14 protein-coding genes and 1 pseudogene are annotated in these 19883 nt (G+C 47.0%); 9 read left to right on the top strand and 6 right to left on the bottom strand.

Annotated features, from left to right (window positions below; genetic code table 11):
- Nucleotide 1 precedes the first annotated feature (1 nt).
- Complete coding sequence (locus tag OEU88_RS14890; protein WP_262696001.1) at nt 2-301, bottom strand: hypothetical protein; 300 nt, start codon at nt 299-301, stop codon at nt 2-4.
- A 558-nt stretch (nt 302-859) separates the two neighbouring features.
- Here OEU88_RS14890 and OEU88_RS14895 point away from each other — a divergent pair.
- The 5 genes from OEU88_RS14895 to tnpC all read left to right on the top strand — a co-directional run bounded on the left by OEU88_RS14895 (nt 860) and on the right by tnpC (nt 5948).
- Nucleotides 860-1747, top strand: coding sequence for a DNA/RNA non-specific endonuclease (locus OEU88_RS14895; protein ID WP_262696002.1), 888 nt, complete (start codon nt 860-862; stop codon nt 1745-1747).
- A gap of 24 nt (nt 1748-1771) precedes the next feature.
- Complete coding sequence (locus tag OEU88_RS14900; RefSeq protein ID WP_262696003.1) at nt 1772-2941, top strand: DUF2235 domain-containing protein; 1170 nt, start codon at nt 1772-1774, stop codon at nt 2939-2941.
- A gap of 655 nt (nt 2942-3596) precedes the next feature.
- On the top strand, nt 3597-3980 hold the full coding sequence (locus tag OEU88_RS14905; protein WP_262696004.1) for a transposase: 384 nt from the start codon (nt 3597-3599) through the stop codon (nt 3978-3980).
- Nucleotides 3977-4324: an IS66 family insertion sequence element accessory protein TnpB gene (gene tnpB / locus OEU88_RS14910; RefSeq protein WP_262696005.1), complete on the top strand. Its 348-nt coding sequence runs from the start codon at nt 3977-3979 to the stop codon at nt 4322-4324. Before OEU88_RS14905 ends, tnpB begins: the two co-directional genes overlap by 4 nt.
- 79 nt (nt 4325-4403) lie before the next feature.
- On the top strand, nt 4404-5948 hold the full coding sequence (gene tnpC / locus OEU88_RS14915; RefSeq protein WP_262696006.1) for an IS66 family transposase: 1545 nt from the start codon (nt 4404-4406) through the stop codon (nt 5946-5948).
- Nucleotides 5949-6018: 70 nt separating this feature from the next.
- Here tnpC and OEU88_RS14920 read toward each other — a convergent pair whose 3' ends face one another.
- Entirely contained in the window at nt 6019-9120 is a 3102-nt protein-coding gene (locus OEU88_RS14920; protein WP_262696007.1) for an efflux RND transporter permease subunit, read from the bottom strand.
- Nucleotides 9120-9980, bottom strand: coding sequence for an efflux RND transporter periplasmic adaptor subunit (locus tag OEU88_RS14925; RefSeq protein WP_262696008.1), 861 nt, complete (start codon nt 9978-9980; stop codon nt 9120-9122). Before OEU88_RS14925 ends, OEU88_RS14920 begins: the two co-directional genes overlap by 1 nt.
- Nucleotides 9981-10069: 89 nt before the next feature.
- Here OEU88_RS14925 and OEU88_RS14930 point away from each other — a divergent pair, with 89 nt between their 5' ends.
- Nucleotides 10070-10510, top strand: a complete 441-nt coding sequence (locus OEU88_RS14930; protein ID WP_262696009.1) for a MarR family winged helix-turn-helix transcriptional regulator — start codon at nt 10070-10072, stop codon at nt 10508-10510.
- Between the two features lie 18 nt (nt 10511-10528).
- On the opposite strand, the gene OEU88_RS14935 is transcribed toward OEU88_RS14930, so the two are convergent.
- Nucleotides 10529-11416 carry a PaaI family thioesterase gene (locus tag OEU88_RS14935; RefSeq protein ID WP_262696010.1) on the bottom strand — a complete coding sequence of 296 codons (888 nt, stop codon included), beginning with the start codon at nt 11414-11416 and terminating at the stop codon, nt 10529-10531.
- A gap of 410 nt (nt 11417-11826) precedes the next feature.
- Between OEU88_RS14935 and OEU88_RS14940 the strand changes: the two are divergent.
- A pseudogene (locus tag OEU88_RS14940) lies at nt 11827-12015 on the top strand (transposase domain-containing protein); the annotation flags it as partial.
- Here OEU88_RS14940 and OEU88_RS14945 read toward each other — a convergent pair.
- Nucleotides 11951-15061 (bottom strand): DEAD/DEAH box helicase, encoded by a 3111-nt coding sequence (locus OEU88_RS14945; protein WP_262696011.1) that lies wholly within the window; start codon nt 15059-15061, stop codon nt 11951-11953. The pseudogene OEU88_RS14940 and the gene OEU88_RS14945 overlap by 65 nt on opposite strands.
- A gap of 281 nt (nt 15062-15342) precedes the next feature.
- Between OEU88_RS14945 and OEU88_RS14950 the strand changes: the two genes are divergently transcribed.
- A complete protein-coding gene (locus tag OEU88_RS14950) occupies nt 15343-18735 on the top strand; it encodes a TM0106 family RecB-like putative nuclease (protein ID WP_262696012.1) in 3393 nt (1130 codons plus the stop codon).
- A gap of 251 nt (nt 18736-18986) precedes the next feature.
- Here the strand turns inward: OEU88_RS14950 and OEU88_RS14955 are convergent, their stop codons facing one another.
- Nucleotides 18987-19415: a helix-turn-helix domain-containing protein gene (locus OEU88_RS14955; RefSeq protein ID WP_262696013.1), complete on the bottom strand. Its 429-nt coding sequence runs from the start codon at nt 19413-19415 to the stop codon at nt 18987-18989.
- Between the two features lie 130 nt (nt 19416-19545).
- Between OEU88_RS14955 and OEU88_RS14960 the strand changes: the two genes are divergently transcribed.
- Nucleotides 19546-19878 (top strand): helix-turn-helix domain-containing protein, encoded by a 333-nt coding sequence (locus tag OEU88_RS14960; protein ID WP_262696014.1) that lies wholly within the window; start codon nt 19546-19548, stop codon nt 19876-19878.
- Nucleotides 19879-19883 lie beyond the last annotated feature (5 nt).

Raw genomic sequence — 19883 nt, forward strand, 5'->3', positions numbered from 1 at the left:
GCTATTCGTCGCGGGTTCGCTCGCGCAAATCGGTAAGCTTTCTGTGAATGCGGTTTGCCCACCAGCTACCGATTGTAAAACCGATAGCGAGTAAAGCGAATACCATAATGGCTCCGAAGGAGGTTTTGCCTTGCCATTTAAATGGCATTTGTACATCAGTAAATGTATAGGCGATAAAGACTACCCAGAGAGCGACGGCAATCACGCCAAGAATATAGCGTTGAATGCCGTAAGCCAGTTGACCTTCTTCGGTTGTGATCTGTGCCAAGCCTTCGACATAGCTTTGATTTTGACGTGCCATTACTCTTCTCCGATTTCAGTTGATAGTAGCATAATCTATCGGAAATTAATAGGTTGGGGTTGATGCCAACTTCGACTCTTACTTCAGTACAAGTGGCTTTCCAAAGGTCTTCAGTGCAAGTTTTAGACCGAATGGTTTTAATAATATTGGCTTACTGTTCTGCCCGAATGGGCGAAGAGTTAAGCTATACCCGCCAACAGTTTTCGACCGTTGGTAGCGTATGAAACAATAAGCGACCGAATGGCGAAACAACATGAATGTCAGCCAACTCAAGGAGCCAGTGGGCTTCGACCGCAACTGAAATGTATTAAAAACTATACTACACAGTTGCTGTTGGTCGCCTGGTCGCCGTATGCATATTTCATAGTGCTCATATGTTTTCTTTTTGAGTGTCCCTCCGATTGGAAGTGCAACCCTGGCGGCACATAATAGGATGATCTTTGCAAGTTTGGGTTGATATGGTAATGGTTGAGCATCTAATCTTAAAAGCACGTTCTGCTGAACATCACATGAACAAATGTATTGAGTTTCCCCTTACCTAAAAGAGAGGTAGCCATCATGTCTTTTAATGAATCTATAATTTATTTAGCCTTTATTTGCGTCTTTTTGACTGCGCCGTCTTCTGCTCAGGATATCAGTGACACCAAAAAAGCTGTGATAATTCAAGAGCACACGCTCGATGGCATGCCAGACTGTAATGTAGATAACCTCTATTACCGCACGGCTTATATCTTATGCTTTAATCCTGAGCGAAAAGTGCCAAATTGGACAGCCTACAAAGTAGTTGCCGATTTTCGAAATACTCCGAAAAGAGAGGGGCGACTGTCACGCTTTAGAAATGACCCTGACATTGACGGTGAAGCGAAAGACGCGGACTATAAAGGATATTTCAACTCTAGGGGATATGCGCGCGGCCACTACACACCATATGGAGTGCTAGGCGGCGATAGAGATCATGATGGAGAGTTGCCAAACTTGGAAGCATCGTTGTCTGATCCTGATGATGAAAAAACAGTATTTGAGGGTAACTACATGAGTAATATTGCCCCACAGCATCATAATGGCTTCAATGGGTCCCCTGGTATGTGGTGGAAATTGGAAAGATGGTTACAGGATAAGATCATAACCGCTGACAATGAAACGGCTCATGTAATAGCGGGTGCCATATTTGGGCCGGGGGATGTTGAGAAAATTGGACCTAATAAAGACATCCATGTACCACCAATGTTCTACAAAATTATTGTTATTAATAAGAAGGCAAACAAGCCCCAAAGAACACTAGCATTTTTATTTCCACACCATCGGAAGGCTCATCAGGGCATACACAATTATCTAACGTCTATTGATGTTGTTGAGGCGATGACTGGTATAGATTTCTTTAAAGACACTGTCGTTGATGAAGATATAGACACTCTTGAGACTTGGCAGGAGCATTTTCAAGATTGATATTCAAATTTGGGAGCGGCTTGTATGTCAAAAAATATAGTAATCTGCTGTGACGGTACGGGAAACGAAATTGAGATAAATCTATCGAATGTGCTTAAACTTTATAGGTGTCTAAAAAAGACTGATGAACAAGTAGTTTATTATGACACAGGCATCGGTACCGTTAGTCAAAGCGATGATTGGGGGCAGCGCTGGAATAAAATCAAATCAGTTTTTGGACTGATGACGGGTAGAGGCATGAACCAAAACGTATTAGACGCCTATACGTTTTTGGTCAAAAACTACAAAAAAGGTGATCATATTTATTTATTTGGGTTCAGCCGTGGCGCTCATACAGTAAGAGTACTAGCTGGGTTTTTAAGAGTTGTCGGATTGCTAAGTTCTAATCAAGAAAATTTATTTGAATATGCGTTAACGAGCTACAAAAAAGTCCTTGGTAGCAATGATGAAGCTATCGGCTGGCGAGTGAATAAAATTGCTGAAGGCAATTATGTGCCGATTAAATTTATCGGCGTTTGGGATACGGTTAGTTCGGTTTTAGTCCCCCGAGAAGATCAAATATTACCAACCATGCAGAAGCTTGCCCATACTGGCAGTAATGAGCTTGTAGAGGTATTCAGGCACGCCATTTCTATTGATGAGCGAAGAAGGATGTTTAGAGTTGATAGATGGAAAGAAGGCCAACTATACAAAAGCAATCCTTTTATGAATGACGACCACGTAAATACTGTTTCACAAAATTCAAAACAAGTATGGTTTGCGGGTGTTCATTCAGATATAGGAGGTGGGTACCCGGAAGATGAGAGCGGAATAGCGAAATTCTCATTAAAGTGGATGATGGATGAAGCTAAAGATCACGGATTGCTCATTAAAACTCAAATGTACAATCACTTGGCTCACGGTAAACTCCGCAAGGGCGGAAACCAAAACTATGTGTCACCAGATCATAAGGCCGACATTCACAATTCTCTAACGTTTGGTTGGTGGCCATTGGAGTTAATGCCGAAGCTTGATGTTTTGAAAGAATGGCCGAAGCGTTGGGCAATTGTGTTATGGGCGTTTTATTTTCCTCGGGCAGAACCCCGTTTGATTAAGAATGGGGAGCTTATTCATCAATCTGTAATTGACCGAATAAAAGATGTAGATGATTACAATCCTGAGAATATACCTAAAAGCTATAATATAGAACCATAAAAGTGGGGCACTTTTCTATTCCATAGGAGTCTTATGCTTTTCAAATGTATGTACCACCGATGTTTGTTGATATCGGAATATTCGGTGATGGTTCCGAGGACTTCCGTGTTTTTTCAGTCATGAATAGTCGCGGGCCTAAGGGCGTTGATAAGATGAGATGACGTATTCAAAATCTGAACTAAAGATTTTTGATAAATGAAATTCCGCCTCATTAGTTTTTTACTCATACAGTTTTGCCTGTTATCGCTTCCGCCTCTGTAACTTCTTACGCTCTATGGTGAGACTATGACTCTAAATTTAGCTTGTGTGGTTTTAACAAGGAACAGCTCGGTGGTTCCTAGTAGTTTCAATATATTATCACTTACTGTCTGAGCTGACCCACCCGGTTGGACTATCAATACTTCAAATTCTAACTTTGACTTACGAGCCTTTTCTTTGAAAAAGGACAGTAATTTCATATCCCCTTTAAGGAATCGAGAAGCGCCTTCTCTAGCCCATGTCTCATGTCTTCGTTTCAAATCAAAATACAGAGTGTGCATGCCCCCATGCTTTGTTAGCGCCCGGTGATACCCACATACCCAAGCCCTTCCTCTTCACGTAAAGATATCTCAGCAAAGCCGGCACGGTGTCTGCTTGGATATGGGGTATATGATTTATGGCAGGCAAGAAGCGTCGTGGTAAATGGAGTGAGGCATTCAGGCGTCGTATAGTTGCTGAGGCTGAAGCGTCTGATGAACCCATGTCGGATATAGCGCGGCGTCACGGTTTGAACCCGAAGCGTTTATATAGCTGGCGGCAAAAGTTTCTCAAGGATCAAGAGACGGCAAAAACTGGCAAGGAAGTCTGCCTGTTACCGGTTGAGGTTAAAGCAGCTCTGGATGAAACACCCGTCAATACCAGCGATCCCGCATCAGTAGGTATCCTTGAGATAGATTTTCCATGCGTATCAAAGCTGCGGTGCGGCGGCACTATTAATCCAGCCTTCCTCACTGTTGCACTCGCTGAACTGAAGCCCGCTACATCGAGCAGCAATATATGATCCCGGTTCCCTCAAATACAAAGATATGGCTGGCTGCGGGTGTTACGGATATGCGCAAAGGATTTGGCGGCCTGAGCATGCTGGTGCAACAGGCTTTGGAGGAAGACCCTTTCTCTGGCCACTTGTTTATCTTCCGTGGCATGCGCGGTGATTTGTGTAAAATCATCTGGTGGGACAATCAGGGAGCGTGCCTGTTCTCCAAACGGCTTGAGCGTGGCCGGTTTGTCTGGCCCCGCGCAGAAGACGGCAAGATTACGCTGCGTGCTTCCCAGCTTTCGATGCTGCTTGAAGGTATTGATTGGCGGATTCAGAAGAAAACCTGGAAGCCGCTGAAAGCCGGCTGAATGAGCAGCTAAACTTTGTTGGTTTCATGTCATATTTTCTGCCCGTTCTTTGACATTGTACATAGCTTTCAGGCAGTTGATGAGCTATAAAATGGCCATGATTGAAGCGCCCTTTTCCATGCCCAAAACCCTTGCAGCATCAAACACCTTGGTGCTTGAGCAGCACTATGTAATCGAGAAGTTGCGGCTGCAGATTGCGGGCTTGCGCAGGGCGAAGTTTGGCTCTTCGTCTGAGGCAATCGACAGTATCGTCGACCAGATGGAGCTAACGCTGGAAGACCTGATCACTGAGCAAGCGGCCATCCTGCAAAATGATCCTGATGTTGATAAAAGCATCAATGACACTGAAGCAAAGCAGAAGCCGGTTCGCAAGCCTTTGCCTGAACACCTGCCACGAGATGTCACAGAGCACCTGCCAAACGGCGGCATGTGTGACTGCTGCGGGAAAGCACTCCATAAGATTGGTGAAGATATCACCGAGGTGCTGGATTATGTACCTGCAAGCTTCCGGGTGAAACACCATGTACGGCCAAAAATGGCGTGTAGAGCCTGTGATACCATTAAGCAGGCACCAGCCATTAGCTTACCAATTGAGAAAGGCAAACCCGGCCCCGGTCTTTTAGCTAACGTGCTTGTATCAAAATACGCGGATCATTTGCCACTGTATCGGCAATCCGGTATTTATGCCCGCGAAGGTGTTGACCTGAGCCGCAACACAATGGCTGACTGGGTTGGCCGCAGCATGGAGCTTGTACGCCCGCTTGTGGACGCCATTGGCAAGCATGTAATGGCAGGCCCTACCATTCACACCGACGATACCCCGGTGCCCGTGCAAGCACCGGGAACAGGCAAAACCAAAACCGGCAGAATATGGACTTATCTGCGCGACGAGCGCGATTGGCAAGGTGTTGCTGCTCCTGCGGCATATTACCGTTATTCTCCCGATAGAAAAGGCGCGCGGCCGCAGGATCACCTCAAGGATTATGAAGGCTTTCTGCATGCGGACGGTTATGCAGGGTACGAGAAGCTATACGGCAGCGGCAAAATTACAGAAGTTGCTTGCCTCGCGCATGTCAGACGCAAATTCTTCGACCTGCACAAAGCAAACGGATCACTGATTGCCAAGGAAGCACTGGAACGCATTGCTGCCCTGTATGGTATTGAGAAACAGATCAGGCAACAACCGCCCGACCTCAAACGACAGGTCCGACACAGAAAGGCCAAAGCTCTGTTTGAAGACCTGCAAGCTTGGTTACCCCAGCAGCTCAACAAGATACCCGCCAAATCCGCTCTGGCCGGGGCCATTCGCTATGCCATCACCAGACTGAAGCGGCTGGAGGTCTATCTCACGGACGGTCGTCTTGCGATAGACAATAATCCGGCGGAACGGTGCATGCGATCTATAGCTCTGGGCCGGAAGAATTTCCTGTTCTACGGCTCTGACAAAGGCGGTGAGCGGGCCGCCGCTGCTTATACACTGCTGGAAACTGCAAAGCTCAACGGTATCAACCCGCAGGCCTATTTGACTTGGGTGTTCGACACCATTGCAGAGCACCCGGTCAATCGTATTGATGAACTGTTGCCCTGGAACTTCACTGAAGCCGAGCTGGAAGAAGCCGCTTAAACAGACTCCGTCTGGCGCTTACGCTTAACCTCGGAATGAATGGCGAAAGTTCATGAAGGAGACAGTTCAGTCACCTACGCCAATTTTTTTTGCCAGCGAAATACATACGTACTTTGTCCACGGCCTTGTCGGCATCGGTGATGATTCCGTAAGCGGCAGGGATCACAAACAGGGTGAGGATTGTCGAGGAAGACAACCCACCCATAATAATGAAGCCCATACTGTTGCGCCATTCAGCACCGTCCGAGGTGGCGAACGCAATTGGCATCATGCCAAACACCGCAGACAGGGCCGTCATCAATACGGGCCTTAGCCGCTCCGGTCCAGCAAGTTTGATGGCTTCAAGCCGTGTCAAGCCGTCTGCACGTAATTGGTTTGCCCGGTCAACCAGAAGAATACCGTTTTTCATCACAATCCCCATCAGGGCGATTAGGCCAATCTGGGAAAAAAGTGATATTTCCAAATCCGCGAGATAAAGACCGGCGAAAGCACCTGAAAAACACAGTGGCGCCGTCAACATAACGATAACGGGTTGACCAAAGCTGTCGAACTGAACGGCAAGAACCATGTATAGCGCGATGATTGCTAAAATGAACGCAAAGCTGATTGCCTCGACGGTTTCCGCAAGGCGGCGGGCTTCTCCCTCAACAATAAGTGTCATGCCATCTGGTAAAGGTGTTTCCAGCATCACCTGTGCAAAGGCATCGGATGCTGTGCCCAGTGAAACGCCGCCAGCCGGGTTTGCGAAAAGGGAAATTTTACGCCCGCGGTCAACGCGGTCAATTTGAGACGGGCCGGTCCCCGTTTCAAAGGTAAGCAAAACACCAGCATCCAGCAGGTCACCCGCAGCCCCGCGAAACTGCATCAATTGTAGGTCACCAGGCTCGTCGCGGTGATCCGCGCGCAGTCTGGCCCGCACGTCATACCTGCGCCCTCCTGCTTCGAACGTGCCCACGTCCGCACCACCAATCATCAATTGACTATCCTGTGCGATAGCGCGCGCACTGATACCCAGTTCTCCAGACATGCGCCGGTTGAGCCGCAGTTTCAACTCCGGTTTTCCAGCTTCATAGCTGGTGCGCACATCAGCGAACAAAGGGGAGACTTTCATTTTCTCAACCAGCGTATTCGCATAGGTATTTGTCTGCTCAAGCACTGGCCCTTGAATAACATATTCCATCTTACTGCTCGATACCCCGCCACCTGAAACCCACGGCACCTCGGACACCGACGTTTTCAGGGCAGATGGCATAGCGCTCGCAATCGCCTTTCGTGCATCGGACATCAGGGTAAGTTGGGTGAGTTCGCGGCTTTGTTTGGAGGTCAGCGCGACATAGAAATCAAGCAGGTTGATTTTTTGCTGCGCGCCCCCGCCAGCGGTAATCAGCACATACGTTACCTCATCGACGGCATGAAGAGCCTCATTGAGCGTGTTTGCGGCTCGCTTCACTTCTTCAATGCCAATACCAAGCGGCAGTTCGACCTGCCCGAGGAATTCGGAACGGTCGGCTAGAGGAGAAAACCCGGTTGGTATTTGTTGGGCGATCAATATACCGCCAGCAAACGATAAAAACGCAATAACCATGACAATATAGCGGAAGCGAATAGCTTTTTTGAGAGCGGATGCGTAAGCCCGGACAAGCCATTCATGAAACCGCTCGATAGGATGCAGCAGACCGCCGCCAACCGAGGCTTTCGCCATAAACCGGGAAGCGAGCATGGGTGTGAGGGTAAGCGCCACCAAAAGTGAAACCGAAACGGAAAACACAATCGCGAGCCCATATTGCATGAAAAACCGCCCCACGATCCCGGACATGAAGGCGATAGGCAGAAAAACAGCGAGCGTCGCTGCAGTGCCCGCCATAACCGCAAGCCAAACCTTCCTGGTGCCCCCGGAGGCGGCCTCGTGCGGCTCCAATCCCTTGTCCAGTTCTTTCTGAATAGATTCAACCACAACAATTGCGTCATCTACCAAGAGACCAATCGCAACCGTCAATGCCAGCAATGTCAGAGTATTCAACGTGAAATCTGAGACATACAGCGCAAAGAATGTTGCGATAAGCGATGTTGGAATGGCGAGGGCCACGATCAGCGTTGCTTTTAGATTGAGCACAAAGAAGAATGTAACCGCCACCACTAGCAGGATGGCGATAACCAGGTCTTTCTGCACGTCTTCGATTGAGGACTCGATAAAACGGGATACGTCCCTTGAAACTTCGATTGACATGCCGTCGGGGAGCCGCTCAGTGCTCTGAGTGATATAGTCTTTGACAAGATTGGCGACAGAAACGGTGTTTTTACCGGATTGGCGGCGTAGTTCAACGGCAATACTCGGACGGCCATTCAGAAACGCGACACTTCTCTCATCTTCCAGCCCGTCCTCAATTGTTGCTATATCCCCCAACTTCACTGGTCTTGTGCCGGTACGGAAGGAGACAACTAAATCAGCAAATTCTTTGGTCGTGCTGGCCTCTGCGTCAGTTTTTACGATATATTCGCGCTCGCCTCCCCCTACCTCCAGCCTGCCGCCGGGCAGTTCTACATGCTCTTGGGTCAGCGCATTTCTGATGTCGGAAGAGGTAACGCCAAAGGCGCGCATGCGGTAAAGATCAAGCCAGATTCGCATTTCCCGCAAGCGGCCTCCGAGGATTTTGGCGGAACCAACACCAGGCAGCCGTTCCAGATCGGCAACAATTTTCTCGTCAACGTAGGTTGTTAAAGCGCCGACATCGGCGTCGCCAGAGATAATCAGTGTCATGATAGGGGCGGCATCGGGATCAACTTTTTCAACAATCGGTGCGTTTGCATCCGACGGTAAGTCAGAAACGGCGCGCGCGATTTTATCCCTTACGTCTTCCGACTTTTCGCTTATATCTTCATCAAGCTCAAACTCAAGTACGACCTGCGAAACGCCTTCCGTGCTGGTCGAGCGCACCTGGCGCAGCCCTGAAATTGTACTAACATATTCCTCGATGACATCGGTAACTTCGCTCTCAATCGTGTCTGGTGATGCCCCTTCAAGGGTTGTGGTTACAGAAATGTAGGGAAACTCCACATCCGGAAACAGATCAACGCCGAGCCGGGGCAAGGAAAGCCAGCCCAAAACAACAAGCGCACCGATCAGCATAACGGCGAGCACAGGCCTTTTAATTGAAACATCGGAAAGGCTCATTACTGGCTCACCTGTTCCGCCGCATAAATACGAGCAACTACCGTTTGGCCGTCTTTGATGGCGAGGCCGTCATTGATGACAGCTACCCGAACCTCAAGCATATTGGAGCTCACGTGGGCCTGATGGTTGATAACGGCAATCTCACCTGTAAATCTCTGATCTAGGCCGTCGATGGAAAGCAATGTTTTCTGGCCCAGTTCAATGCGCGCGGTCTGGCTGACGGGTACAAATAAAATAGCTACCATAATCCCGGCTTCCTGAAGCTCTACAACGCCGCCGTTGCCAGAGAAGGCCTGTACCGTCTTGAAAACGCCTTCGTCCGCCACTTTTTTTGTAATCACGCCGTCGTAAGGAGCTCGAATGATGGTGTCGGACAATATTTGCTCTGCATTATCCAGATCAGTCTGGGCAAGCGCTTGCTCGGCCAACGCGACATCAAGGCTGGCTCTAGCTTCTTCGAGCGCACTTTCACTCACGTTTTTGTCTTTAAAAAGCTCTGATACGCGGTCAAAACGTTTGTTTTGCAGCACGACACGAGCTCGCGCCAGGTCCAGTGCGGCTTTTGCCTTTCGAACCGCAATATCATAGTCGACCGGCCTGATCCTGAACAGGGCTTGGCCCTTTGTAACAATGTCGCCGACCTTCACAAAGGTTTGCTCCAACACACCGGGCACAACCGGGCCAAGCATACTTGTACGCCTGGATTTCATGACGCCGGTCGCGACGATTACTTCTTCGCTCTGCACAGAGTTAAAGGCGTCATGAGCTTGGCTCGCTACGGCAGTTGTGCGACCATAAGGCAATATAATAAAGGCCCCGGAGATCAGCAAAGCAAGCGCTAGTCGGGAAAAGGGGTGCATTGGCTGTCGTTCCTGATATGTGTTTATTTAGTTAAAAGACTATAATACTGTTTCCATGGATACAACATGTTTAATGATATAGATTGATTATGGAAAATTATGACAGAAATTTGGGCTTCCTTATCCAGGATGTCGCCCGTTTGATGAAATGTGCTTTTGACCGCCGTATCAAAGATGCTGGGTTGACACCCGCACAATGGTTTGCGCTGGCGAGCCTGCGCCGGTGTGATGGATTGACCCAGCAGCAGCTGGCTGATCAGATGGACATGGCACGTGCGCCGCTTTCAAAAATGCTGTCGCGGCTTGAAAAAGGTAATTGGGTGCAACGCTTGCCTGACGCCACCGACAAGCGGGCGAACCGAATTTATCTGACAGACAAAATTCAGCATATCCTGCCGACATTACAGAACGAAGCAGAGGATTTATTCGCCTATATTTGGGGTGACTTGGCGGAAGAAAAAAGAGAAGGGATCATTGATTTTCTGGCAGACGCCAAAAAGCGGCTATTGAGCGAAGTTGAGCAGGGTTAAACAGGGCCGAATCGGGTCTCAATTGCTCGCCTTGAACAAAAATGTAGCTCTGGCCGACGGTTTGTCGGGACTTTCCTGCCATGCGTGCGCATCAACTATAATAATATTTTTCCCGTCGCGTATGATCGAGGCAGATGCATAAGTGTCCCGCGCTCCGGTCGGACGCATGAACTGCACTTTTAGCGACAGAGGATCAGCAAGTTCCTTGGCGTTTTTATTAATCGCAAGAGTGCCTACCGCAGCTGTTTCCATCAGGCTTGTCAAGATGCCACCATGGACGGTACGAGCGTAAGGGTCGCCGATATGGCTGTCGTTGAATTCAAGGGCGAAAACAGCATTACCGTTGAAAGTGTATCGCTCAGGGTTGAGCCAGCGGGCAAAAGGAACATTGGACTTCAGCTTTTCGAAGCCAGGGCACAGCTCTGCCTGCGGCAATTCCCATGGCTGCGGTATATACTGCGACGAACCTCGCTCTCCTTGCGGTCTTAGAGGGTTTTTAATGATGAACTTGGCGGCGACTTTGGTGATTTGATAACCATCTCGTGCATCGCTGATACAGCCGCTGACAAAGGCAATATTGTCTTTGATGTCGTGGCAATTTGCCTCGCAGATTAAATCTGCCCCTTTGCCGGCAGGCTCCAGATAATCTACAGCAAGATCGATGGTTGCAATCGGTCTGGTTTCTTGCAACCGGCCATAGACGGCCATGCCAAGAAGTGTATCCAGCGTGATGACCGACCATCCTTTGGCCAGTCCCTTGTCCGCTCCGTCAGTGAAGCTCTCTTGATAGGGAAGGCATGCACGCACTTGTGCACCGCCTGCGTTAACATCACGAAGTTTTAGCAGAGAAAACAAGGGATGGGAGTTATCTTTAAAGGATCGTTCAACCTGACCTGACTTCGTCATTTATACCTCGATATTGGAAAATAAGCCTCATGAGTTGACCTTATCAATTATATGTTTCCATGGAAACAATTATTTGTTATGCTACCCAGCTAGTGATCGGGCGACGAGAAAATCCCGTTTTCTCTTCTGTATGCAGGTTAACTTTACATCAGCCGCATTCGCTTCAACGTAAGCGCCCGGTGATCTCCACCTTCCGTAGCTTATCCTGCCATATTATATGAATGACTGGTAGCGGGCTTAGTGTCCGCTTAAATTAAGTGGACACTTATTATGGCTAAAGGCAAGGTACCGCGTCGACGGTATGCGGACGATTTCAAACGCCGGATTGTGGTTGAAGCGTAAACGCCCGGCGAACCCCACCTATCTCGATTGATTTGAGCTGGTTATAAGTGTGTCTAGGTGTTCGCATCGGTTCAGACAAAGGCGGTGAGCGGGCCGCTGCTGCATACACGCTTCTGGAAACAGCCAAACTGAACGGTATTAATCCTCAAGCTTACCTAACTTGGGTGTTAGACACCATTGCGGACCACCCCATCAACCGTATCCATGAGCTGCTGCCTTGGAACTTCTATAAAACCGAGCTGGAAGAAGCTGCATAAGGGGATTGGGCGGACGGTTACCATGCTTTACTGATATACTCTTCTGAGCCTGACCACAGACAGTATAGAAGTTACCAATATCGTTTGAGACCCGCCCTCCGCTTGCCCCTTTGCAGTGCACCAAACACAGCCTGATTGTCTCGTTGTCAATATTTTTAAGAGCGACTAAATCAGCCGCTTCACCACAACCATCATCGTTAAACACAAAATCATACTCATCTTGAATATGTTCAAATGTTTTGTACTGAATAGTGTTGGTATCATTGGCTTTATGCATAGACTCATGATTAAGCGGAATAGTACCCCAATCCCAAGTTTCCAACCGATCTTTTGAAAACATACCGGCATCCAATCGAGTTGGAATATGAAAGCAATTATATGAGAGCGTGCCATCGACATATCTGATGATGAAAGGATCGCTCAATAGGTGTTCTTCTATTCTCACTAGTGGGCCATTCGACTTCTTAAAACAAATTTCTGGACCTGAAATTTTTGAGTATTGATACCCTCCAGCGAACTTATCAGATATCTGAAATAGATATTCTGACGAATAATCATCGCTGGAAATTTGAATTGTGAGCGAACCATCTTCCGCTACATCGGATATTCCAAGGTCTATCAAAAAAAGCGGCACTTCGTTATCGTCAAAATGAATGAATTGCTTGTCATTATATTGTATTTGAGCCTGCTCACCCCATTGAACGGAGATTGGAATTGATGTGTGAGGTTTTGTAAGTTTTTCTGGCCTGAGAAAATCGCGAGTTATGTTAGCGTCGATCTCCTCTTCATTTGATACTTTTAACCATGTTTTGGAACACCAAATCAGCCATTCCGCAATTGAGCCAGATGTCTGTTGCCAGACTTTACCTTTTCTTTGAGTGCCTCCCCAAAGAACACGTTCACCATCTTCGTAACCCAGACATGCTATATTGTTTAATGCAGATTCAGCCTTTTCGATGCTCGCTAGACCGTCAGTGACGTTTGGGCCGAAATAAGAAGTAAAACTGATAGCACCTACCGTTGATGAACCCAGATTTTTGACCAGTGGTAGTTCAACGTTATTTAAGATATTGAATATAGCTGGCCCACTCAATAATTCCGTATTTTCATTTGTGATTTCCTGAGCCATTTTTTCAATTCGCAGCCCGTTATAATCACTGGAGTACATAAAGAGTGCATTTTGATCCTTGTCCCAATGTGCCAATATTAGATCATAGGCTGTGTCAAAAAGGTTTTGGTAATTACCCCATCGAACAGTGCTTGATCTATGGACAACAGCAACAAGCATATTGTCTTCTTCACTTATTGAATACCACTTTTCAACACCTTTAGGTAACACCCTCTCGTAATTTAAAGGCGACCAACTTTCACATGAAGTCTTATATATTTGTGTTGAAAGTGCAGGGCGTAAGTTCCACAACGAAAGTTGAGAGTGAAGGGTACCGTTTTCTTTGAGGCCCGTAACAACGTCTTGCAAATGTAATTCGCCATCAATTCTATCTTCACTGAGCCGCTTAATGATTACGTCCCAATCAGCACCTTCTGCATATAGGTTTGCCAGTTTTCGCTCTGTTTCTTGATCTGCTATATTTGCAACAACAGTGGCTTCTCCCACCTCCCCAACTGCGCCTTTTCGAGTAAATCTGCCTATAAATTGCAAAGTTATAGCAAGTGATTTGTGGGTGTCGTGAAGGGCAGCTATCTTTAGGTTTGCTAGATCAAATCCTTCCCCCAGCATATCAACACAAACAATAATACGTGCGCCATCATCACCACGATCTAGCAACTGATTAAGTGAGGCCCTATTCAGCATATTTCGGCCTGACCCTGAATAAACAACTTGAGGCTTAAGATCGGGCGCAAGTTCTCTGTATATAGCAACAATCTTTTCTGCGCGTTCTGTGGTCTTCGTGCGGGCCATGAGAAGATGATCAAGCCCAAGCGCTTCCCTATCTCTTCGTAGGGCAGCGATAGCCTCAATGGCTATTTTCCGATCTCTCTCATCCTCGCCCCCAAACTCTTCAACTGTTCTGAGGTTTATCGGCCGATAGTAACCAGCCTTTTGAGCATCACTGAGTTTAAAATTAAAAATAATCTTCCCGTCTACTCGCTTGTTGTCCCTTCTGAATGGTGTAGCCGTGAATTGAGTGATGCGTTTAAAGTTAAATTGCTCGCGGATAGCAGACCACTGGGGAGCAGATACATGATGGGCCTCATCAACAACTAAATCAGTGCAATGTGATAGCAGATATTCCACGGCTGCATCATTAGATACTCGTAAGGTATTGGGCAATGTAACAATTACATTAGAGCCTTCTAAAATTTCTCGGGCTTCGGCAACTGTATGAATGCCCTTTGTTAGGCGTGTTACATACGGCCGTGCAATTTCTGTTGGAACTACTCCTGCATTTGGTAATACACCAAGCGTCGCGAACTTTTGTGCTATTTGAGCTCTTAAGGCATCAGTTGGTACAATTACTAAGCTCTTTGGTAGCTGCCGATATATCAGCATAGCCAACATAGTCTCTGTTTTTCCAGTTCCAGTGGGTAATACAACAGTAGCTGGCTCGAATTTTTCTCCAACTGAGAAATGTGCCGATATTGCATGTAAAGCACCGATCTGCGGGGTACGTAAACCTGGTAAACCACTACCTTCATCTTCGAGATTAAATGAAAATTTGTTTTGCCAAGAATTGAGAACTTTTTCCGGAGTTGACGCATACTCTTCGAGGACGCCTAAATTATCCCATGAAAACTTTGTTGTATCAGCAATATCATCCGGGCAGTCAATTGTCGGGCCATTTAAAACTGGGAGAGACGCAATAAGTCGCCGAGCTCTTTTTTTTCGGAGTAAAAGGTCATTAAATGGAGCCCCCATTGTAGTTTTAATAAGATAATAGCCTGTAAGTTGAGAGTCAAAAATCAGAACAGACTGCCTAGTGGCTAAGAACGCTTTTTGAACTATTGTGTTTTCGCCGACCCGGCGCCGTTTTTCGGGAAGAGAAGGGATAATGATCTCTCCACGCCATATGGGGAACATGCTCATTGAATTATTCCCTCCTGCCACCATAAATGCGGATTAATTATTCAGTTCTGATACAAAAAGAACATATCATCTATTCATGGTTGTACAAGAAACAACTAGTCTTCTTAAAATGACAGTCCAGTGTTCTCCATGCACTGACGTAGGCACACCTAACATCGCGGATGACACTTGTTCCCGATTTAGCCGATATCTTAATTTTCTAATAGGTTGCGTACTGAAGGGGCAAAATGGATACAAGTTATTTTAGTTTCTTTGAAAACTTTGGGATGTTATTTTGAGATATGATTAAAGTTGGCGAGAATTTTCATCTTAGCGCGACAGACCTTGTTGCTAATTTGAATTGTCGACGGTTGACTGATCTTAGTATTGAGGTAGCCGAGGGCAATCGTGAGCAACCTAGGATTTGGGATCCCATGTTGGATTCACTTTGGGAACGTGGGACAAGACATGAAGAGAGTTACATTAAACATCTTGAAAGCCAAGGCTTAGACGTAGTCCCAATAGAAGGCGTTGATGTAACCTCGGACGCAATCGCTGCCACTGTTGCGGCAATGGAGGCGGGGAAAGATGTAATTGTCCAAGCTGCTTTGGAAAACGAGGTATGGCGTGGCCGTATTGATGTTCTCCGCAAAGTTGATGCCGTTAGTAACCTTGGCTACTGGTCTTATGAAGTAATTGACACGAAGCTAGCGCGAACGACCAAGGGCGGAACGGTTCTTCAACTTTCACTATATTCTGAACTCATCGAAGCTGTTCAGGGCGTTGCGCCTGAATATATGCATGTCGTAACACCGTGGAGTGACTTTGAGCCAGAAGCCTATCGTCTTTCTGATTACGCAGCTTTTTATCGCCGCTCAAAAGCCGCTCTATTAGAAAAGATAGCAGAAACAGATGCAGAGCTTAATTATCCCGATCCGGTGGATCATTGTTCGATCTGCAAATGGCGAAATGCTTGTGATACGAAGCGCCGTGCAGATGATCATTTGAGTCTTGTTGCCAATATCTCAAAATTACAAATTGAGGAGCTCAAAAGACAGGGTGTGACGACGGCGACAGGCCTTTCAGAAATGCCTCTTCCCATGCAATGGAGGCCGGAGCGTGGGTCAGCTTCGACCTATGAACGTATTAGGGAACAGGCTCGCATTCAAATAGAAGCTCGAAACAGCGGCGAACGTAAATTTGAGGTACTGCCTCACGAAGCAGGTTTCGGGTTGGCAAGACTTCCAGAACCATCGGACGGGGACATATTTTTGGACTTGGAGGGGGATTCTTTCGTTGGTGAACACGGATTGGAATATCTATTTGGCTACATTTTTAAAAAGGAAGTTGGGAATTATGAATATGCCGGGGAATGGGCTTTAAACCGCACGGAAGAAAAACAGAAGTACGATGATTTCATCGATTTTGTAATGGAACGATGGGTGCAATATCCCGACCTCCACATTTATCACTACGGGGGTTATGAGCCGGGGGCAATGAAACGCCTCATGGGGCGTTACGCCTCCCGAGAAGACGAACTTGATAGACTGCTGAGAGGCCTAGTCTTCGTAGATCTCTATGGTGTTGTTAGACAAAGCATAAGAGCGAGTGTCGAAAGTTATTCAATTAAAAAACTCGAACCGTTCTACGGCTTTGAGCGTGACGCTGACTTAGTAGACGCAAATCTAGCACTTACTCGACTACAAACATCTCTTGAATTGAATGAACTAGATGAAATTTTTGAATCAGATCGGGTCGTTGTAGAGAAATACAATCAGGATGATTGCAATTCAACAATTTACCTGAGGGACTGGCTAGAAGATATAAGAACACATTTGATTTCAGACGGGGCGAATGTTGAGCGACCAGAGCCCGGAGACGGAACGCCCACTGAATCCGTCGCTGAATGGCTTGAACGCATTCAACCTCTTATGGATGCTTTGGTGGAGGGGCTTAGTCCTGATATTGAAGAACGAAATGATGCAGAAAACGCAAGATGGCTTCTCGCAAATTTATTGGAATGGCACCGCCGCGAAGAAAAGGGTGCTGCGTGGGAATATTTCCGTTTAAAGGATTTGTCTGACGAAGAACTTTTCGACGAAAAAGCTGGGCTGTCGGGATTAGTGTTTCAGGACACAGTCGGGGGTACTGCAAAATGTCCTATTCATCGTTATAATTTCCCAACACAAGATGCCGACCTACGACCAGGCAAAAGCCTGTTCAACGTCGGCGGAGACAAGCTTGGAACTATCGATGATATATCATGTGAGCAGCTATGTATTGACATAAAGAAACGGGGCGATAGGGCTGAATTTCACCCAAAAGCCATTTATACTCATGACCGTGTCTCGTCTAAGCCTATGCAAGAATCTCTTATCCGATTGGCTGAGCATGTCATTGAGCAGGGGATCGAAGGGACAGGCCAATTTCAAGCAGCACGAGATGCCCTCCTCAATCTGACACCTAGAATTAACGACGGACTGCCAATTCAGGGTGAGATGGAGGAAGCATTTGAAGCAGCGAAACGCGTCGCGCCACTTATAAATTCTGGTATATTTCCAATTCAAGGTCCTCCCGGAACGGGTAAGACGTTCACGGGGAGTCACATGATTTGCGAATTAGTGGATCAAGGAAAGAAAGTGGGCGTCGTTGCTAATAGCCACACAGTTATCCGCAATCTACTCAATGGTGTCATCGAAGCTTCTGACGATACTGGCATTGAGATTCAATGTATTCAAAAACCAAAAACGAGGGAAGACAACTCGCATAAATTAAGAAAAACAACGACTCCTGCAGGCGTGTTTTCAGCTCTCAATTCCGATTGTGATGTAGCCGGTGGAACTGCGTGGCTGTGGTCTCTCCCCGACGCTTTTGAGTCTGTAGACGTATTATTTGTTGATGAAGCAGCGCAAATGTCACTTGCGAACGTTTTAGCAGTTTCTCAAGCAGCTCAAACAGTTGTTCTTCTTGGTGACCCGCAACAACTCGACCAACCCATGCAGGGTAGCCACCCCGATGGTACGGGCTGTTCAGCTTTGGAACATATACTTCGCAGCGAAGAAACCATTTCACCAAACCAAGGACTGTTCTTAGAAAAAACGTGGCGTCTGCCACCCTCAATTAGCGCCTACACTTCTGAACTCTTTTACGATAGCAAATTGACATCCATAGACGGATTGGAGATTCAAGTTGTCAATTCTGAAGGCGACATTTCAGGGTCTGGTTTGAGATATTTCCCCGTTGAACATGAAGGCAATCAAAGCTCATCACCTGAGGAAGCGACAAAAGTTGCTGAAATTGTCAACGCTATACTGTCCAATGATTCGACTTGGGTTTATCGTGATGGCGAAGAAAAAGAAATAAGGCTTGAGGATATTCTCATTATCGCGCCCTACAATGCTCAAGTCTTTGAAATTCAAAAACTGCTACCTGATGCCCGCGTCGGGACTGTCGATAAATTTCAGGGTCAGCAAGCACCCATAGCCATCTATTCTCTAACAACTTCTTCGCATGCCGACGCTCCAAGGGGCATGGAGTTTCTATATAGTCCAAACCGTTTAAATGTAGCTACGTCTCGCGCACAGTGCATTTCAATTATTGTAGGTAGTCCCAAAGTTTTTGAGGCTGACTGTAAAACACCGCGACATATGAAGCTTGCCAATGCATTTTGTCGTTATCTGGAATTGGCTGACTAATCAAATTTTTTAAGTCTTATGTTCAGTCCAGTGTCAGCTTTTGCCTCCCTTCCAGTCATAGCAATTTGGAAACGTGTTGGCCGTTTCTGGCGAAGAACAATCCGTATGATTTGGCCTTGGAACTTCCGCTTTGGGTCGACTGCATCAGTGGTGCCACGTACCTCGAACGCCTGCTTCAGGGAATATTTGCCACCGTCATTCAGATCAGATCTTGATCACTATACATTAGAGTTAATATCAGGCTGACGCGCTTAACTCGATCTAGGCTGGCCTAGCAGTTCAATAATCGTCATCATTTTTTTCCGAACAAAAGTACCCTGGATTCCATAATATACACTGACTAACTCTTGTGTTTCTTCCAGATCGTAGAGTGATGAGTCCGCCCCCATTGGTTCTTGCAGATGATTTGCAGCGCCTTCAAAAAAGTAAGAAACGGGAACGTCGAGCGCGTTTGCCACCCGCAACAACCTGCTTGAGCCTATCCTGTTTGTGCCGCGTTCATATTTTTGGATTTGCTGAAACGTAACACCAACTATGTCGCCAAGTGAAGACTGGGACATGCTGAGCATTTTGCGCCTTTCGCGGACCCGTAGCCCGACGTGAATATCGATAGGGTCGGGACTAGTTCTTGTTTCGCCCTGAATATTATTATTTTTCTGATGTCCTTTGGTGCCCGCCAACCTCAACTCCTCTATTGATTATACGGCAACCGGCGAAGTTATATGTGTAAATCGGCAATAAACCGAATAATATATTATAATCGGTATTAATCCTATGTAAAGAGATTGCGAATACCAGTACAAATCTCTCATGGATTTGAAATCTAAAATTGGTAGTCGGATCAAAGTATTGCGAACCGGGCGCAAGCTTACGCAAGAGCAACTGGCGCAGACTATGGACCGCTCGCATGATACTATTTCCGAACTTGAACGCGGTCTCACAGGCGCGGCGCTCGATATGCTGGAAGAGCTTTGTGCGAAGCTGGACTATCCTGTTTCCGAGCTTTTTGACGATGTGGACGGTGATGACCGATCACCCGAGGCCCATGCGCTTATCTTCGAAATCGTTACCATGTTGAAGAAGCTCCCGCCGCGCGAAGTCAAGCGGATGCGCGATCAAATCAAACTTGCGACCGAAGATTAGACATA

The sequence above is a fragment of the Kordiimonas aquimaris genome, from assembly GCF_025574485.1.
In the GTDB taxonomy this organism is placed as follows: Bacteria; Pseudomonadota; Alphaproteobacteria; order Sphingomonadales; family Kordiimonadaceae; genus Kordiimonas; species Kordiimonas aquimaris.